This window comes from Brevibacillus parabrevis (assembly GCF_022701015.1).
In the GTDB taxonomy this organism is placed as follows: Bacteria; Bacillota; Bacilli; order Brevibacillales; family Brevibacillaceae; genus Brevibacillus; species Brevibacillus parabrevis.
Genome location: NZ_CP064090.1, coordinates 4,247,211 through 4,262,546 on the forward strand (window position 1 = coordinate 4,247,211; position 15,336 = coordinate 4,262,546).

The 15,336-nt window shown below is 55.1% G+C and carries 14 protein-coding genes; 4 read left to right on the top strand and 10 right to left on the bottom strand.

Annotated elements, in window-relative coordinates; genetic code table 11:
- Window positions 1-29: 29 nt before the first annotated feature.
- Window positions 30-1,664, top strand: a complete 1,635-nt coding sequence (locus IRJ17_RS19225) for a multicopper oxidase family protein (RefSeq protein WP_242771586.1) — start codon at window positions 30-32, stop codon at window positions 1,662-1,664.
- Window positions 1,665-1,768: 104 nt separating this feature from the next.
- Here IRJ17_RS19225 and IRJ17_RS19230 read toward each other — a convergent pair whose 3' ends face one another.
- Entirely contained in the window at window positions 1,769-3,733 is a 1,965-nt protein-coding gene (locus tag IRJ17_RS19230) for an ATP-dependent DNA helicase (RefSeq protein ID WP_173595900.1), read from the bottom strand.
- Between the two features lie 166 nt (window positions 3,734-3,899).
- Between IRJ17_RS19230 and IRJ17_RS19235 the strand changes: the two genes are divergently transcribed.
- Window positions 3,900-4,259 (top strand): Lin0512 family protein, encoded by a 360-nt coding sequence (locus IRJ17_RS19235; protein WP_122963395.1) that lies wholly within the window; start codon window positions 3,900-3,902, stop codon window positions 4,257-4,259.
- Here the strand turns inward: IRJ17_RS19235 and IRJ17_RS19240 are convergent.
- Both IRJ17_RS19240 and pepF read right to left on the bottom strand, forming a co-directional pair.
- Window positions 4,256-4,588 (bottom strand): MGMT family protein, encoded by a 333-nt coding sequence (locus tag IRJ17_RS19240; protein ID WP_122963396.1) that lies wholly within the window; start codon window positions 4,586-4,588, stop codon window positions 4,256-4,258. The genes IRJ17_RS19235 and IRJ17_RS19240 overlap by 4 nt on opposite strands.
- A 103-nt stretch (window positions 4,589-4,691) precedes the next feature.
- Window positions 4,692-6,497 carry an oligoendopeptidase F gene (gene pepF, locus IRJ17_RS19245; RefSeq protein WP_173595899.1) on the bottom strand — a complete coding sequence of 602 codons (1,806 nt, stop codon included), beginning with the start codon at window positions 6,495-6,497 and terminating at the stop codon, window positions 4,692-4,694.
- A 238-nt stretch (window positions 6,498-6,735) separates the two neighbouring features.
- Here pepF and IRJ17_RS19250 point away from each other — a divergent pair, with 238 nt between their 5' ends.
- On the top strand, window positions 6,736-7,962 hold the full coding sequence (locus IRJ17_RS19250) for an aminopeptidase (protein ID WP_242771589.1): 1,227 nt from the start codon (window positions 6,736-6,738) through the stop codon (window positions 7,960-7,962).
- Window positions 7,963-8,077: 115 nt separating this feature from the next.
- Here the strand turns inward: IRJ17_RS19250 and cdaS are convergent, their stop codons facing one another.
- From cdaS to IRJ17_RS19285, 7 genes are all read right to left on the bottom strand, one after another.
- Window positions 8,078-8,737 (bottom strand): sporulation-specific diadenylate cyclase CdaS, encoded by a 660-nt coding sequence (gene cdaS / locus IRJ17_RS19255; RefSeq protein WP_122963399.1) that lies wholly within the window; start codon window positions 8,735-8,737, stop codon window positions 8,078-8,080.
- Between the two features lie 75 nt (window positions 8,738-8,812).
- A complete protein-coding gene (locus IRJ17_RS19260; protein WP_242771591.1) occupies window positions 8,813-9,574 on the bottom strand; it encodes a LamB/YcsF family protein in 762 nt (253 codons plus the stop codon).
- Window positions 9,571-10,599 carry a 5-oxoprolinase subunit C family protein gene (locus IRJ17_RS19265; protein WP_242771594.1) on the bottom strand — a complete coding sequence of 343 codons (1,029 nt, stop codon included), beginning with the start codon at window positions 10,597-10,599 and terminating at the stop codon, window positions 9,571-9,573. Before IRJ17_RS19265 ends, IRJ17_RS19260 begins: the two co-directional genes overlap by 4 nt.
- Window positions 10,596-11,309 carry a 5-oxoprolinase subunit PxpB gene (pxpB, locus tag IRJ17_RS19270; RefSeq protein WP_242771597.1) on the bottom strand — a complete coding sequence of 238 codons (714 nt, stop codon included), beginning with the start codon at window positions 11,307-11,309 and terminating at the stop codon, window positions 10,596-10,598. Before pxpB ends, IRJ17_RS19265 begins: the two co-directional genes overlap by 4 nt.
- Before the next feature lie 57 nt (window positions 11,310-11,366).
- Window positions 11,367-12,014, bottom strand: coding sequence for a pyroglutamyl-peptidase I (gene pcp / locus IRJ17_RS19275; RefSeq protein ID WP_242771598.1), 648 nt, complete (start codon window positions 12,012-12,014; stop codon window positions 11,367-11,369).
- 31 nt (window positions 12,015-12,045) lie between these two features.
- Window positions 12,046-12,819 carry an IclR family transcriptional regulator gene (locus tag IRJ17_RS19280; protein ID WP_242771601.1) on the bottom strand — a complete coding sequence of 258 codons (774 nt, stop codon included), beginning with the start codon at window positions 12,817-12,819 and terminating at the stop codon, window positions 12,046-12,048.
- Window positions 12,820-13,092: 273 nt separating this feature from the next.
- Window positions 13,093-13,977 carry a YitT family protein gene (locus tag IRJ17_RS19285; protein WP_242771602.1) on the bottom strand — a complete coding sequence of 295 codons (885 nt, stop codon included), beginning with the start codon at window positions 13,975-13,977 and terminating at the stop codon, window positions 13,093-13,095.
- Window positions 13,978-14,268: 291 nt separating this feature from the next.
- Here IRJ17_RS19285 and IRJ17_RS19290 point away from each other — a divergent pair, with 291 nt between their 5' ends.
- Window positions 14,269-15,312, top strand: coding sequence for a DUF4855 domain-containing protein (locus IRJ17_RS19290; protein WP_173595894.1), 1,044 nt, complete (start codon window positions 14,269-14,271; stop codon window positions 15,310-15,312).
- The last annotated feature ends 24 nt before the right edge of the window (window positions 15,313-15,336 follow it).

Consider the following 15,336-nt stretch of genomic DNA (forward strand, 5'->3'; position numbering starts at 1 on the left):
AAAACATTATGAGGAGGATGCAGAAATCCATGAATCAATCTATGTTGCGAAGCAGCGTTTTTCCCGTGTTGCTTGGCGGTCTGGTACTTCTCGCCGCTTGCTCGCCGGACCAAGCTTCCACTACAGAGCATGCCGGACACAATATGGCGGCTACCCAGGACAACACGCAGGCAACCGCCCCTGTGACCCAGCCGATGGCAGCGGCAAGCGACAGCTCCATGCAGGTGCTGACTGGCAATGCGTTCACTTTGACGGCAAAAGAAAGCATGCTGCATCTCGATGACCAGACGATGAAAACGGCTTGGACGTACAACGGAACTGTTCCAGGCCCGCAGCTGCGCGTCAAGCAAGGCGAAACCGTTTCCGTCACCCTGAAAAATGAACTGCCGGAGCCTGTGACGATTCACTGGCATGGACTGCCTGTGCCCAACAACATGGATGGCATCCCCGGCGTTACGCAAAATGCGGTAAAGCCAAACGAAAGCTTTACGTACCGCTTCACAGCCGATGTCGCAGGCACGTACTGGTACCACTCGCACCAGAACAGCTCGAAGCAAGTAGACAAAGGACTGTACGGCTCGCTCGTCGTCGAACCGAAAACGTCCGCCCCAGTGGACAAAGACTTTACGCTCGTCCTGGACGAGTGGATGCAGGACGACAGCATGGCAGAGATGCACGGAGGATCAGGCGCGATGGCAGGCATGAATCACGGGACTACTCCCGCTTCGCCGGGCACCTCGGCCGGAAGCGGCCACGACATGCCGGATATGAATGGCATGAGTGATGCGAAAATGATGCCGCTCATGTACACGATCTTTTCCGTCAATGGCAAGACAGGTTCGGCGATTGCGCCCCTGCGGGTGAAGGAAGGGGAAAAGGTGCGCATCCGCCTGATCAATGCCGGGTATTTGTCCCACAAGCTGAATTTGCAAGGACATGCGTTCAAGATCGTCTCCACAGATGGGCAACCGCTGCACAATCCGCCGCTTGTCAAAGATCAGCTGCTCAACATCGCCCCTGGCGAACGATACGACCTCGAATTTGTCGCAAACCAGCCGGGAGCGTGGCTGCTGGAAGAAAAGAGCAGCAATCCCGGAGCCAAATCGTTGGCCGTTCCCATCGTCTACGAAGGTCAGGAGCACGCGCAACGCCAAGCCGAATCGGCGAACCCCCTGCCTGTCGTCGACATCACGACTTATGGCGAGGCAGCGAAAAGCAGCTTTTCACTCGATCAAGCCTATGACGTGACGTACCGGATGGATTTGAACACGGACACGCGCGATGGACAAATGGCGTTTACGATCAATGGGCAAACGTTTCCGAACGTCCCTCCCCTCGATGTGCAAAAAGGCGATCTGATCAAAGTCACACTCGTCAATAACTCGCCGGAGGATGTGCACCCGATGCATTTGCACGGACACTTTTTCCAGGTGTTGAGCAAAAACGGCAAGCCTATTTCCGGCTCGCCGCTGCGGAAAGATACGTTGAACGTGCAGCCCGGCGAGTCTTATGTCGTCGCTTTTGCAGCCGACAATCCGGGCGAGTGGATGTTCCACTGTCACGATCTGGGGCACGCGGCAAAAGGCATGGTGTCCGAAGTCAAGTACGCAGGCTTTCAGCGCGATTTCACCGTCGATCCGACTGTCGGCAACATGCCGGAATAAAAAAGAAGCAGGACGCCGCCTTGGCTCCTGCCTCTTTTTTGCTTTCCTTTTTTCCACAACAGAAGAACGGCGTGCATGCTCCCGTTCCCGTCTCCTGCACACGTCTACACCAATTCGCTTGCCCAGGCATCACGCCACTCGACCCCGGCGGGAAAGACGCTCTGCACATGTTTTCGCAGCTGCTCGTCGTTCCACAGCTCCGGGCTTAAAATCGAGACGATGCCGCTGTCCTCGCGCGTCCGAATCAGACGGCCAATCCCTTGGCGCAGACGCAGCAGCATGTATGGCAAATCGACCTCGGCGAACGGCGACGCCGCGCTTTTCCGCTTGGCGGCAAACACCGGATCGTTCGGAGGAAACGGCAGCGACCAGATGATCACGTTGGACAGCGACGGCCCCGGCACATCCAGCCCTTCCCACAACGTCACGGCGCACAGGATGCTCTCCTCGTCGTTCTGAAAACAGGAGATCAGGTGGCTGATTTCCGCATCGCCTTCGTACCAGAAACGCATGGAGGCGCACTCCGGGTAAGCTCCCACAGCCGCTTTGAACTCCTGCATTTCCTCCATCGACGAAAACAGCAGCAGCGCACGACCGCCCGTTTTTTGCAGCAGCGACACAGCCAAATCCATTTTTTCCGCAAACGGCTGCGTACAGGACAACGGCGGCACGAAAGCTTCCATCTGCTCCGCATATTCGTAAGGCGAAGCGACGGAGAACGACAAATAGTCTTCGATGCCGAGACTGTCCGCGATGTAGTCAAACGAGCCTTCTACCGACAAGGTCGCGGAAGAGAAAATAATCGGCATGTTTTGCGCGAAAACGCGTTCCCGCAAAACTTCCTGCACCATTTTCGGCATGACGACCAACGTAGGGCCCGTCCATTCTTCGCTCATCCAGGAAATGACGTGATCAGGCTTCTGGAACAAGCCGAGAGCCAGCTGCATCATTTCCAGATGCTCTTCCACAATCCGCAATTGGAACTCGTCCAAAGAATACAGGCCGCTCTCCAGCGCCAGCTCCTCTTCAATCGAAGCAATCAGGCTCGTAAAACGGTGGATCGAGGCAATCAGCTGCGGATGGAAGGAGATCTCCTTGCGCGTCGAACCGGCAACCGGCTTGCTTTCGGCGTTCAGTCGCAAAAACAAATCTTCGCTCTGGATAATCGCTTCTTCAATCGCTACGGCCAGCGACTCCCTGATTTCGCCTTGCAGCAGGCGCGTAATGATTTCTTCAAAAACGGAATGATTCAGCTTGTAGGTCAACGCCTTTTGCGCCGCAGGCTCCAGCAGATGCCCTTCGTCGAAGATGACAGAGCTGTGATTAGGCAAAAGCGGCAGTTGCCCTCCCCGCTTTCGCGCCTCATACGTCCAGACATGCTCCATGTAAAAATCGTGCGAGCAAATGATCAGATCGGCAGACTGGCGGTAATGGTTGCGCGACAAGGTCTGTCCGCACCGATGCTGTCTGTCGCAGACAAAACAGTCCTGGAAAGCATCCCAGTTCATTTGCGACCACTGCTGGTCGTTCAGTGCGGAGTAGGCGCTGCGGTCGCCGTATGGAGTAAACGATTGAAGCGCTTCATGCTTGTGGACAAACGATGGCAGCTCCTCGTAAATGTGCATAAACACTTCGTCGCTGTCCAGCTTGTAACGCGCCTCGTCCAGCTTGCGCAAGCAAATGTACTGGTCTGGCGACTTGCCGAGCCTCGCGTCAATGGTCAAGTCGAGATGCTTGGCCAGCTTGGCGATATCTCCTTCCGGCTTCACCAGCTGTTCGATCAACGACTCGTTGGCACAGGCGATAATCGCCGGCTTTCTCGTATAACGCGCATAGCAGATGGCGTACAGCAAATAAGCGAGCGTTTTTCCCGTGCCCACGCCTGCTTCAGCAAAAATCGTCTGTTTCTCCTGGAAGGCCCGCTCCAGCTGAAAAGCCATGTAAATCTGCTCGTCGCGCACTTCGAAGCCAGCCTCAGGCAAAATATCGTAAAACACGTCCGCTACCCAGTCACTTACTTGCGAGATAAACGGCTGGGCGGGATCGTAGGCAAAAGGATACCGTTCCACTTCAAACCTGCCTCCATTATGAACCAAGAATCGTCGAGCAATGATGCCAAAGTGTAATGATGACACGAGTCATGGATAAACACAATACGTCAGGCAGGAAAAAATCGCGATTCGTGGTAAGATGGGAGAGAAACGACGAAGGAAAATAGTAGGAGTGAATGCGACAATGGACAAAGTCATGTTTATCGAAATCGGCATGGGGATCGATCTCCATGGACAAAACGTCACCAAAGCAGCCGTTCGCGCTGTCCAAAACGCCATCCATCACAACTCGATGCCGGGTCTGCGCTCTGTGCTGCCCGGAAATGATATTCACAAAATGAAAGTCAACGTGCGTCTCGCTGTGCCTGCCGACCGCGACAAGCTCGATCTTGATACCGTGCGGGCGGAGCTGCCTTACGGAGAAGTGTCGTTTGAAGTCGTGGACGGCGGCATGCTGACGAGCAGTGGCGTCGTCATTGCGGAAAAGGAAGACAAAAACGATCTGGCGTACGTCGTGATCGCTTCGGTGGAAGTCGGCTACTAATCAGGAAATCGAGCCAGTCCAGGTTCAGGGTGGTGTTGAAACCGTTCCAGATCGATGTCGCCCGTCTTGGACACCGTTACGCCTTCGCCTTCCAGCAACATTTTTTGCAGCGTCATGGAATCGAAGTCTTGCAACCCGATTTTTCCTTTGGCATTGATGACCCGGTGCCACGGGAGCTTGTGCTTTTGCGACATGGAGTGGAGTATCCGCACGATTTGTCTGGCTCCCCGCGGACTCCCGGCCAATGCGGCGATCTGTCCGTACGTCATGACAGTGCCTGCTGGAATGCTGGCGATAATCTGAATGGCGCGCTTCGTAAATTCGGTCATTTCCCGTTCTCCTGTTCTCTTTCATCCAAAAGTCGAAAAAGGCTCGTGATGCTTTCGTCATCACAAGCCTTTTTTCCTGTTCAGCTAAGCTTTGGGCAACTCGTTATTTTTCAAACAGTCTTTCCAGCTCGTCTACGAGACTGCCGACATACGCCACGGCATCGCGGATCGGCTGCGGCTCTGACATATCTACGCCTGCTTTTTTCATCAGCTCCAGCGGCTTCAGTGTGCCCCCTGCTTTCAAAACAGAAAGCCAACGGTCGACAGCTGGTTGCCCTTCCGCTTTAATGCTTGCCGCCATCGCAGTGGAAGCGGTCAATCCCGCCGCATACGTGTACGGATACAATCCCATGTAGTAGTGCGGCTGGCGCATCCAGGTCAGGCTGGCTGCCTCGTCAAGCTCCACGGCGTCTCCCCAGAACTCTGCCAGCACTTGCCCTTTCCACTCCGACAGCTTTTTCGCTGTCAACGGCACGTCGTTTTGCGCGGCTTCGTACACTTTGCGCTGCATGCGGCCTTCCAGCAGATGCGTCACGAAGTTGTGGTAGTACGTGTTCATCAGCTGCAAAATGACCCAGCGCTTGAGGCGCGGATCGTCAGACTGCTCCATGATGTGCTGGGCGAGCAGCAGCTCGTTGATCGTGGACGGTGCCTCGATAAAGTACAAGGACGGACGCGAGTTGGTATAGCTTTGCTCACGGGTAGCCAACGTGAAGTGACCGCAATGTCCCAGCTCATGAGCCAGTGTGAAGGCGCTGCGCATGTTGCCCGACCAGGTGATCAGAATATAGGAATGATTGCTGTACGGCGTCGAGCAGAAAGCCCCTGTCGATTTGCCCACGTTGTCGACGTAATCGATCCAGCGCTCGGACAGCGCTTTGTCCATGATCTCTGCGTATTCCGGTCCCATCACCTGCAAAGCGGACTTGATCAGGCGACCCGCTTCCTCAATCGTAATCGGCGGGCTAAATTCAGGATCGAGCGGCGCTTTCAAATCGCAAAACGTCAGCTTTTCCAGTCCCAGCTCTCGCGCTTTGAGCTTGGCGTAGCGGCGCATGTGCGGAGCCAGCTCTGTTCCGATAATATCGAGAATGTTGTGGTACAGTTCGAGCGATACTTGTTGAGGATGCAGCAGCATGTCGGTGACGCTGTCGAAGCCGCGCAATCTGGACAGGACGGTCTGCTTCTTCACCTCTGTGGCATAGACGGCAGCGAACGAGTTTTGATAAGCCGCCAACGTTTTCGAAAAAGATTCGTAGGCAGCGCGGCGCAATGTCGTATCGGAAGACATTTCATAGTCCGCTTCAAACAAAGCAAACGAAACCGGACGTTCTGCCCCCGCCCCATCTTTGACAGGCGCGAAGGACATGTCGGACAGCTTCCCGCGTTGATAAATCGTGTAAGGCGCTGCAAACACTTCACCGAGTGCGGCAATGGCAGACTCCGTATCCGCAGACAGTCGATACGGCTTCGTTTCCAGCAAGTCGGAAAGACTTCTGGCAAAAGGCGCAAGTCCCGGCTCTTCTTGCAGGTATTTCTCAATCGTGCCATCTGGCAGCGCCAAAATTTCGGAAGGCACAAACGAAAGCGCTGCGTTCAGCGTCGACACGACATCGCCCACCCGCGCAGAATTTGCCTGATTGAGCGGATTGGTGCCATCTTCGGAGGAACGCAGGCGGGCGTATGTCGCCACCAGATTCGCCCGCACCTCCATTGCTTCTTTTGCTTCCAGACATGCGAGCAATGTCTCTGCTCCTGTATGTAGCTGTCCTTGGAATGCGGTGACAATCGGCAGCTGATTGACAATCTCGTCAAGCTCCTGCTCCCATGCTTCTTGGCTGGCAAATAAATCGTCCAGGTTCCACGTATGTTCTACGGCCACCTGGTCACGCATGAGTCTCGTTTTCACTCTGTCTGCCTCCTTGTCATTCCCTCAGTAAAATGTTTTTGATTATTCAAGTTTGATTCTATTTGAATTTTCCTCCAATTCGCGAAAATATACAAGTCCGCTTTGCACGCGAAATCCGCCGTAATCTGTCTTTTCCTGCGCTTTCCGAGGAAATTCTTTCGAAAATAACTAGCAAGCCATTCCAAATTCCCAGGTATAATAGAAAAGAATTTATCGCCAAGGAAAGGGAGGTTTTCTTATGTCTTTTGAAGTGATGTTTGATCGCTATGCCGATCTCGCTGTAAAAGTCGGCGTCAACGTACAGCCGATGCAGACCCTTGTTGTTAGCGCACCGCTCTCCTCCGCTCCGTTTGTGCGCAAAGTAGCGCGCAAAGCGTACGAAGCGGGAGCAAAACACGTACATATCGAATGGACCGACGACGAATTGACCCGCATAAAATACGATCTGGCACCCGATGAAGCTTTTGCCGAGTATCCGCAGTGGAAAGCGCAAGGCATGGAGGAGCTGGCGCAAAACGGCGCTGCCTTCTTGTACGTTTCCTCCACCAACCCTGACTTGCTCAAAGGCGTGAAGCTTGAGCGAATCTCCAGCGCGAACAAGGCAGCCGGACAAGCCTTGCAGACGTTCCGCAGCTACACGATGTCAGACAAAGTAAGCTGGTGCGTGCTCGCCGTTCCATCCGAGGCATGGGCCGCTACCGTGTTTCCTGACTTGCCAGCGGACGAGCAGGTCCCCGCTCTGTGGGACGCGATCTTCAAAGCGACTCGCACAGACGCGGCTGATCCGGTTCAGGCTTGGCACGACCATCATGCCACGCTCAACAGCAAAGTCGCGTATTTGAACGCGAAGCAGTATCGTTACCTCCACTACGAAGCGCCAGGGACCCAATTGACGATCGAGCTTCCTGACCGCCACGTCTGGATCGGAGGGGGCAGCGTGAACGAAAAAGGCGTTTCCTTCATGGCGAACATGCCTACCGAAGAAGTGTTCACCGCTCCGAAAAGAGACGGCGTGAACGGAACCGTCCGCAGCACGAAGCCGCTCAGTTATCAAGGAAACATCATCGAGAATTTCAGCTTGACGTTTGAGCAGGGAAAAATCGTTTCGGTCACTGCCGAAAAAGGCGAAGAAGCGCTGAAGCAGCTCGTCGCAACGGACGAAGGCTCGCACTATCTCGGAGAAGTCGCGCTGGTTCCCCACCAGTCTCCGATCTCTTTGTCCAACATCATTTTTTACAACACGCTGTTTGACGAAAATGCCTCGAATCACCTGGCGATTGGCAGCGCTTACTCGGTCAACATCGAGGGCGGTGCAGACATGAGCCAGGAACAAATGGCGGCACACGGCATCAATACGAGCCTGGTGCACGTCGATTTCATGGTTGGCTCCGAGCAGATGAACATCGATGGCGAAACAGCTGACGGTGTCCGCGAGCCTGTATTCCGCAACGGAAACTGGGCATAAGCAAGCGGCAAGCAAAACGGCAAAGCGGTTTGCCGGATTCACGGAACCGTTCCAGCGCATGCGCAAGAGGACCGCGCACCCTTTTCAGGTGCCCCGGTCCTCTTTTTCGTTCCTGCTACATATGGGTAATGATCGGGTAAAGCCTGCCTTGCAAGGCAAACGATGCTTTGCCTGTCTCCTCGGAGACGACGATGATCAGCGCGTCGCATTGCTCGCTGAGTCCCAATGCCGCGCGGTGCCTCGTTCCCAGTTTCTTTTCCCCGACGGTAATCTGCGACAGCGGCAGGACGTTGGCAGCCGAGACAATCTGATCTCCGCGAATGTACACCGCCCCATCGTGCAGCGGACTGCCCGGAAAAAAGATCGATTCGAGCAAGGAATGGCTCAACACGGCCCCAATCGGGATGCCCGCCTGCAAAAAGGGAGCTACGGAATCTTCCCGCTCCATGACGACCAGAGCGCCTTGACGCTTTTGCGCCAAATGCGAAACAGCCAAAGACAAGTCGGTATATGTAGACGAATACGGAGCGAGATAGCATTGCAAGTAAAAGGAAGCCGCTGTTGTCTCCAGTCGGCTGAATCTGCTGCGAATCTCGTCAAAAGTGCCCAGCAAGCAGCCTTCCGCTTGATCGAGAGCGAGCAAGCTTTGCTGCATAACCGCGAGGATGCTGGTCAATTCCTGCTTCAGCTCCGCTTTCAAGGAGGATGTATCGCAGTTCATCTGTACGATGGTCGTCCTCTCCCTCCACCAGCTTTTCCTCTGATTGTTCCCCATTCACTCCGGTTTCATCCTGCCAGTTGCCTGTGCGCCTTTTCCGGAGGCTGACCCGTTTTGATCTAGCTCATCTGCTTACGAGCGCACGGGACGGATGGAAATATGCGCGGCGGCAAGCGCCTGACGAATGCACTGGGCAAACTCCAGAGCGTGGGCACCGTCTCCATGAATGCAAATCGTATCAGCCCGTATCGACACATCTGCGCCTTGCACAGATTGCACGACTCCTTCTGTCACCATCCGCACGACCTGCCGCACCGCTGCCTGATCGTCCGTGATCAGGGCGTTTGGCTCTGTACGGGGCGTCAATGTCCCGTCTGCCTGATACGTCCGGTCGGCAAACACCTCATGGGCGGCGCGTAGCCCGATTTTTTCCGCTGCCCGTGTCAATTCGCTCCCGGCCAGCCCAAACAGCACCAGCTCCGGGTTAACCTTGAACATTGCTTCCGCTATCGCTTCCGCCAGGGCCGGGCGCGTTGCTGCCATGTTGTACAAGGCTCCGTGCGGCTTGACGTGCTGCATCGTGCCGCCTTCTGCCTGGACAAAAGCTTGCAGCGCACCGATCTGGTAGACCGTCAGCTCGTAGGCGTCCTGCGCGGAGATATCCAGATTGCGACGACCGAACCCAACCAGATCGGCCAGGCCAGGATGGGCGCCGATTGCCACTTCGTTTTCCAGAGCCAGCTTCACTGTTTTTCGCATCGTCGCCGGATCGCCCGCATGCAGGCCGCAAGCGATATTCGCTGAACTGATATACGGCAAAATCGCCTGATCATTGCCCAGGCGATACACGCCGAAGCTTTCCCCCATGTCGCAGTTCAAATCGACAGTCTTCATCGTTTGCTCCTCCCTCCCAAGTAAAGCTCAATTCCCGCTCCGAGTTCTGCGAGCGCCTTTTCCTGCTCGTACCATGCCTGCTGGGCAGCGCGCAAAGTCACTTTTTGAAACTGTACCCGATCATGCGGACGCAGCTGGGCCAGGATGGGCAAATCGACAGTCGCCACATGGCCGATTTTCGGATAGCCGCCTACCGTTTGCCGATCTGCCAGTAGTACAATAGGCATTCCACTCGGCGGAACTTGGAGCGTTCCGGCAGACACAGCGGAAGAGATCAGCTCGACAGGTTCGTTCAGCGCAAGCTCTGGCCCGTGCAGCCGATATCCCATCCGGTCTGACTGCACGCTGATTTGATAGGGCGTTGTCCAAAAATCGCTGCGGCTTTGCGCGGTGAACAGCTCGCTCTCGGCCCCGGGCATGACCCGTACGACCGCGTCTTTTTGCTGTGGATAAGGGAAAAATGATTGAGGGACAAACCAGTCGGCCTCGCAAAAGAAATCGGCTCTGTTCACGCTCCTGTCTTGCAGTTGCCGGGCAAGCCGTACACTCTTTTTTCCCGGCTTTCCCAGGGACAGCCTGTCTGTTTCCGCAAGCGCTCTGCCCCATGCCCCGCCAAATTTGGCCCGCACGTTCGTGCTTCGGCTGTTCATCACGAGCGGCACGTCAAAGCCGCCTGCGATGGCGAGATAGGCGCGGCAGCCTTCTCTCGCATGTCCGAAGCGGAGGACACTGCCGCTTTGGACCAAGACTGGGCGATTGCGGCGAAGACGGCGCTCATCTAAAACAGGCTGCATGTCCGCCCCGCATACCGCCACGAGCACATCCTGGTGAAAGCGCAGCGCTGGCCCTTTCATGGTCAGCTCCAAAACAGCTGCGTCAGGCTCGTTGCCGACGAGCAGGTTCGCCACTCGCAGCGCCAGCGCGTCCATCGCTCCGCTGACATGGACGCCATGCCGCTGATACCCGTATCTGCCCAAATCTTGTACGGTCGTGAACAAGCCTGGCGAGATAACTTCGACACTCATCGCCCCACCTGCTTTCTCTGTTCATACTCAGCCGCAGAAATCGGAACGAAGCGCACCCGATCACCTGCGCGCAGCAAGCTGGGCGGATGCTCTTCCGGGCGAAACAGACGCTCTGGCGTGCGACCGATAATTTGCCAGCCGCCGGGACTTTCCAGCGGGTATACGCCTGTCTGTGCCCCACCGATCCCGACGCTGCCCGGCGCAATCGCCGTACGTGGCGTCGACCTGCGCGGAGTGGCGATCCGCTTGTCCAGCCCGCCCAAATACGGGAAACCGGGGGCGAAGCCGATCATGTGCACGATGTACGCTTGACCGCTGTGAATCTGGATGACTTCTTCCTGCGTCAAACCGTGGTATTCGGACACTTCTTGCAAATCCGGGCCGTACTGTCCACCGTAGCAAACCGGAATGTCCACCACCCGTTGCTCCGATGCGGCGGAAAAAGACAATTGGCGCAACTGATTTTCGAGCGCTGCCTGGAAACGATCGTACGCCAACTCTTGTCCAAGCGGATCGCGCCATGCGAGCGGGTCGTAATAAATCGTCACAGTCGTATAGCCAGGCACGTATTCGGTCATTCCCGGCAGCGGCTGCTGCTCCAAATACGCGGAGATCGCCATGATCTTTTGCCGCGTCTGTTCGTCGATCACATCCCCCAGCTTGAGAACAATTCCTGCATCTCCGAGCGGAAAAAACTCCAGTCGCTCCACTCTGCACTCCTCCTGCCCATCTGTGTCGCTACGCTGCTGTGCCACGCGATCTTGGTGTCAGCTGATTTGTCCGCCGCCCTCCACGATGTCGCGTTCGTGGTTCACAGCCGTTTCGATGGCAATCTGCAAACCGTTGACAATCGTCTCTACCGACATGCTCGGCTGCCCCGGATGCTTGGCCGCTTGTTCAGGCAAATACGGAATATGGACAAAGCCTCCGCGAACAGCCGGATATTCTTTGTCCAAGGCGTGCATCAGCCCGTAAAACAGGTGATTGCAGACAAACGTGCCCGCTGTTTGCGACACAGAGGCAGGTATCCCTTTTGCCCGCATTTCTTTGACGATAGCTTTGATCGGCAAACTCGACCAATAGGCGACAGGGCCGTCTTCCACGATTGGCGTGTCGATCGGCTGCTTGCCCTCGTTGTCCGGGATTCGCGCATCGTCTACGTTGATCGCTACCCGCTCGATGCTAATATCCGCACGTCCGCCAGCCTGTCCGATGCAAAAAACGAGATCGGGCGAAATCTCGCGGATCGCTTGCAAAAGCAGTTCGACCGATTTGCCGAACACCGTCGGGAGCTGCCTTGTCACGATGCGGTACTCCCCAGCTTCCACCTCAGCCAGCCGTTTTACCGACTCCCAGGCTGGATTGATCGCCTCCCCGCCAAACGGGTCAAATCCTGTGACCAAAATCGTTTTCATTTCGCTTCTCTCCCTTTTTTCTAAAAGTAGATTACTCATTCCGGTTTGCCCGCCGATAGCCAAGCGCCGTCGAGATCCGCTCCGCCGCATTCGTCAGGTGAGCAACCAGTTCAGGTAGCCGAGCCTGCGAGAACCGCTCCTGTGGCCCGGCAATACTGATGCCCGCACAAATCCGGCCGAGATGGTCAAAAATCGGTGCAGCAATCGCTACCGTATCGTTTTCTAGCTCGGAATGGCTGATCGTAAACCCTTTGGCCCGAGACTCAGCCAGCAGACGGCGCAGCTCGTCCTTGTCCGTAATCGTCCCGCGACCGATTGGCTGCAAATCCACCTCTTGCAAATAGCGTTCGCGCTCCTGCTCCGCCAAAAAAGCAAGAATGATTCGCGAACACGCCCCCGCGTACAAAGGCGCCCGTCTCCCGATCTTCGTATACAGGCGCACCGGATGCGGAGTATCGAGCTTTTCCACATAGATCGCCTCGTCGCCATCCCGCATGATCAGGTGAACTGCTTCCTCTACCTCGTCGCGCAGGACACTCATCACGGGCAAAGCGAGTTGCCGGATATCCAGCCGCTCCGCCACCAGTTGTCCGAACTGCAAAAACAGCAGCCCCAACGCATACTTGCCATCTTCTCCCCGCTGCAAAAAGCCCATCGCTTCCAGTGACCCTGCCATGCGGTGAACAGACGTTTTTGGCATTTGCGCGTACGCGATCATTTCATTCAGGCTAAGTCGCTCGTGCTCGATGAACAATTGGAGCAGCTCCATCGACTTCACAACCGTCTTGTTTTGGTGTTGGTTCATAAAAAGCTCCCGTTTGTCGCGAATTTTGTTCCGAATTTCGGAACATCAGTTTCATTTTTGTTATCTCCATCATAATTTTCTGTCTGCCAAAAATCAATTGCTGCTTTTCGAGTTTTCAGAAAAATAAGCACTTCCTTTTGCCACATTAGAAAACGTGGCTGCGTCAAGCCTTTGGCGCAGCCTTAGTTGCACTTGTACTGGATAAGAATCTTGTAAATTCTTATCTGCACGCAAAAAAAGCAAGCTGTTCGCTTGCCGTAACACTTCCCGCTGTTAGTGAATGTTCTTTTTCTTGAACCGTCCGCCTGATACATCGTGAATATGTCCAATTGCGAGAAAGGCAGAAGTGTCGATCTCCTCGACGATCGACTTCAGCTTCGCTTCCTCCAGTCGCGTGATCACACAGAAAATGACTTTTTTATCGTCGCCGGAATAGCCGCCCTCGCCGCTCAAATACGTAATGCCTCTTCCCAGCCTGGCTGACAAGGCATCGCCGATCTCGTCAGGAAAGTCGCTGATGATCCAGACCGACCTCGATTGCTCCAGTCCGACCATCGTCAAGTCAATCATTTTATAAGCGATGTAGTAGGCAATCAGCGAGTACATCGCCCGATCCCAGCCAAAAATGAAGCCTGCGCTGCCGAGAATAAAAATATTGAAAAACATCACGACCTCGCCGACCGAAAAAGGACTTTTCCGCGTCAGCAAAATGGCGACGATTTCAGTGCCATCTAGCGAACCGCCTGCGCGAATCACCAGTCCGACGCCAATCCCGATGATGATGCCGCCGAACACCGCAGACAACAGCAAGTCGTCGGTCAGGCTTGGGACATGGTGCAAAAAATTCGTGCCCAACGACATGACCGCAACGCCAAACAGCGTGGAGATCGCGAACGTTTTTCCGATCTGCTTGTAGCCGATCAACAAAAACGGCAAGTTGAGCAGAAAGAGGAAAACCCCGAGCTTGATCCCGGTCAGGTGCGACATCATGATCGACAGACCCGTCACGCCGCCGTCGATAATATTGTTCGGCACGAGAAAAATTTCCAGTCCGACTGCAACCATCAGCGCCCCGATCACAATGGCGAGCGCCCGGGTGACAATCCTTCGTTTTTTCGCCCGCCTGTGGGTAATCGGACTCGTTTTTGCCGCTTCCATGAAAATCATCCTTACCCGTTTTTTTCTTTCTGCATCAGCTTTCCCCGGTTGGCAAAAAAATAGCCAGCCGTTTTTCCTGGCTGGCTGGCGAATCCGCCCTTGTTTTCCTGCTAAAATACGGGCTATCCCCAAAACACGATCAAAATAATGCCGACGGTAATCACAGACGACATCGTCAGTCGCCACACCCATCCCGCCAAAAAATGAAGCTTCTTTTCGCAAATGGAGGTACATACGTGTTAGCGAAGGTTTCTTTTCGCCATGAATCCGAGGAAAAAGAGGTGTTGCATCATGGCCCCCTACCCTTCGCTGCGAAACAGCCCGATCGATCAACTTTTCCTCACGTATACCGGCTACAGCATCGGCACGGACGGAACGCCGCACTATCAGTTTTGGGAGTGTACCGACTTTCTTCCTCTGCTGTTTCACACGGACCCGGCAACTGGGCTGACAGATGGTGTCATGTTCACCGATTTTCTCTTTTTGGCTCTCGGCATTTTGAACCAGTCGGGAGAAGGACGCTTTTTGGCGCGACATGACAAGGCACCCGCCAACTGGAACGAATGGCTGCGCTATATGGATGAGCTGTTTTTGTGCGACCGGAACCTGGATGCCCTGTGCCAGGCGGTGCGCTGTTCGCCGTTGTCGCGCACGAATGTGTGGATTGCGCTGCCTTACCCGAATCCGCAAGTTTTCGGTGACGACGAGTGCCGCATCCAGGCTGTCGTCGACTGGATGTGCCTGTTTCTTGAGCGCTGGGCGACAAAGCCGTGGCAAGATTGCCTATGCCTGAGAGGTTTTTACTGGCTTCAAGAAAGCTTGTACTTCCAAGGACCAGAGTACGACGATCGGCGGGTGATTCAGGCTGTCAACGCGGCGATCCACAGTTGCAAAATGGCTGGGCAACCGCTCCGCAGCATCTGGATTCCGTACCAGCAGGCCGCTGGCTGGAACGAATGGTCACAGCTCGGCTTCGACCTCGCCTTTTTGCAGCCCAATGCTTACTTCAATCCGAAAAAAAGTCTGGATGCGGCGGCGGTTGCCAGCTACGACCAGCAAATGGGCGTCGAAATCGAATTTGACCTCGGCGTGACTTATGATCAGGACAAACGGGCGCGACTGCTGGAATATTTGCGGGCCGGAGCTGCTGGCGGAACAGATCGGCAAGGCCAAAGCTACGGGCCGTTCCAATACGATTCGCCGCTCGCCTGGTACACGGGCGGCTGGTTTTTTGGCAAAAACGGGCGCAAACAGGCAATGGTCAGCCTGTACCAATCGGGCGATCCGCTTTATGAGCAGCTTTTCTACTTTTTAAATGGAATGACGCCACCGTAAATACGCTTGTTTTTTCCATTCACC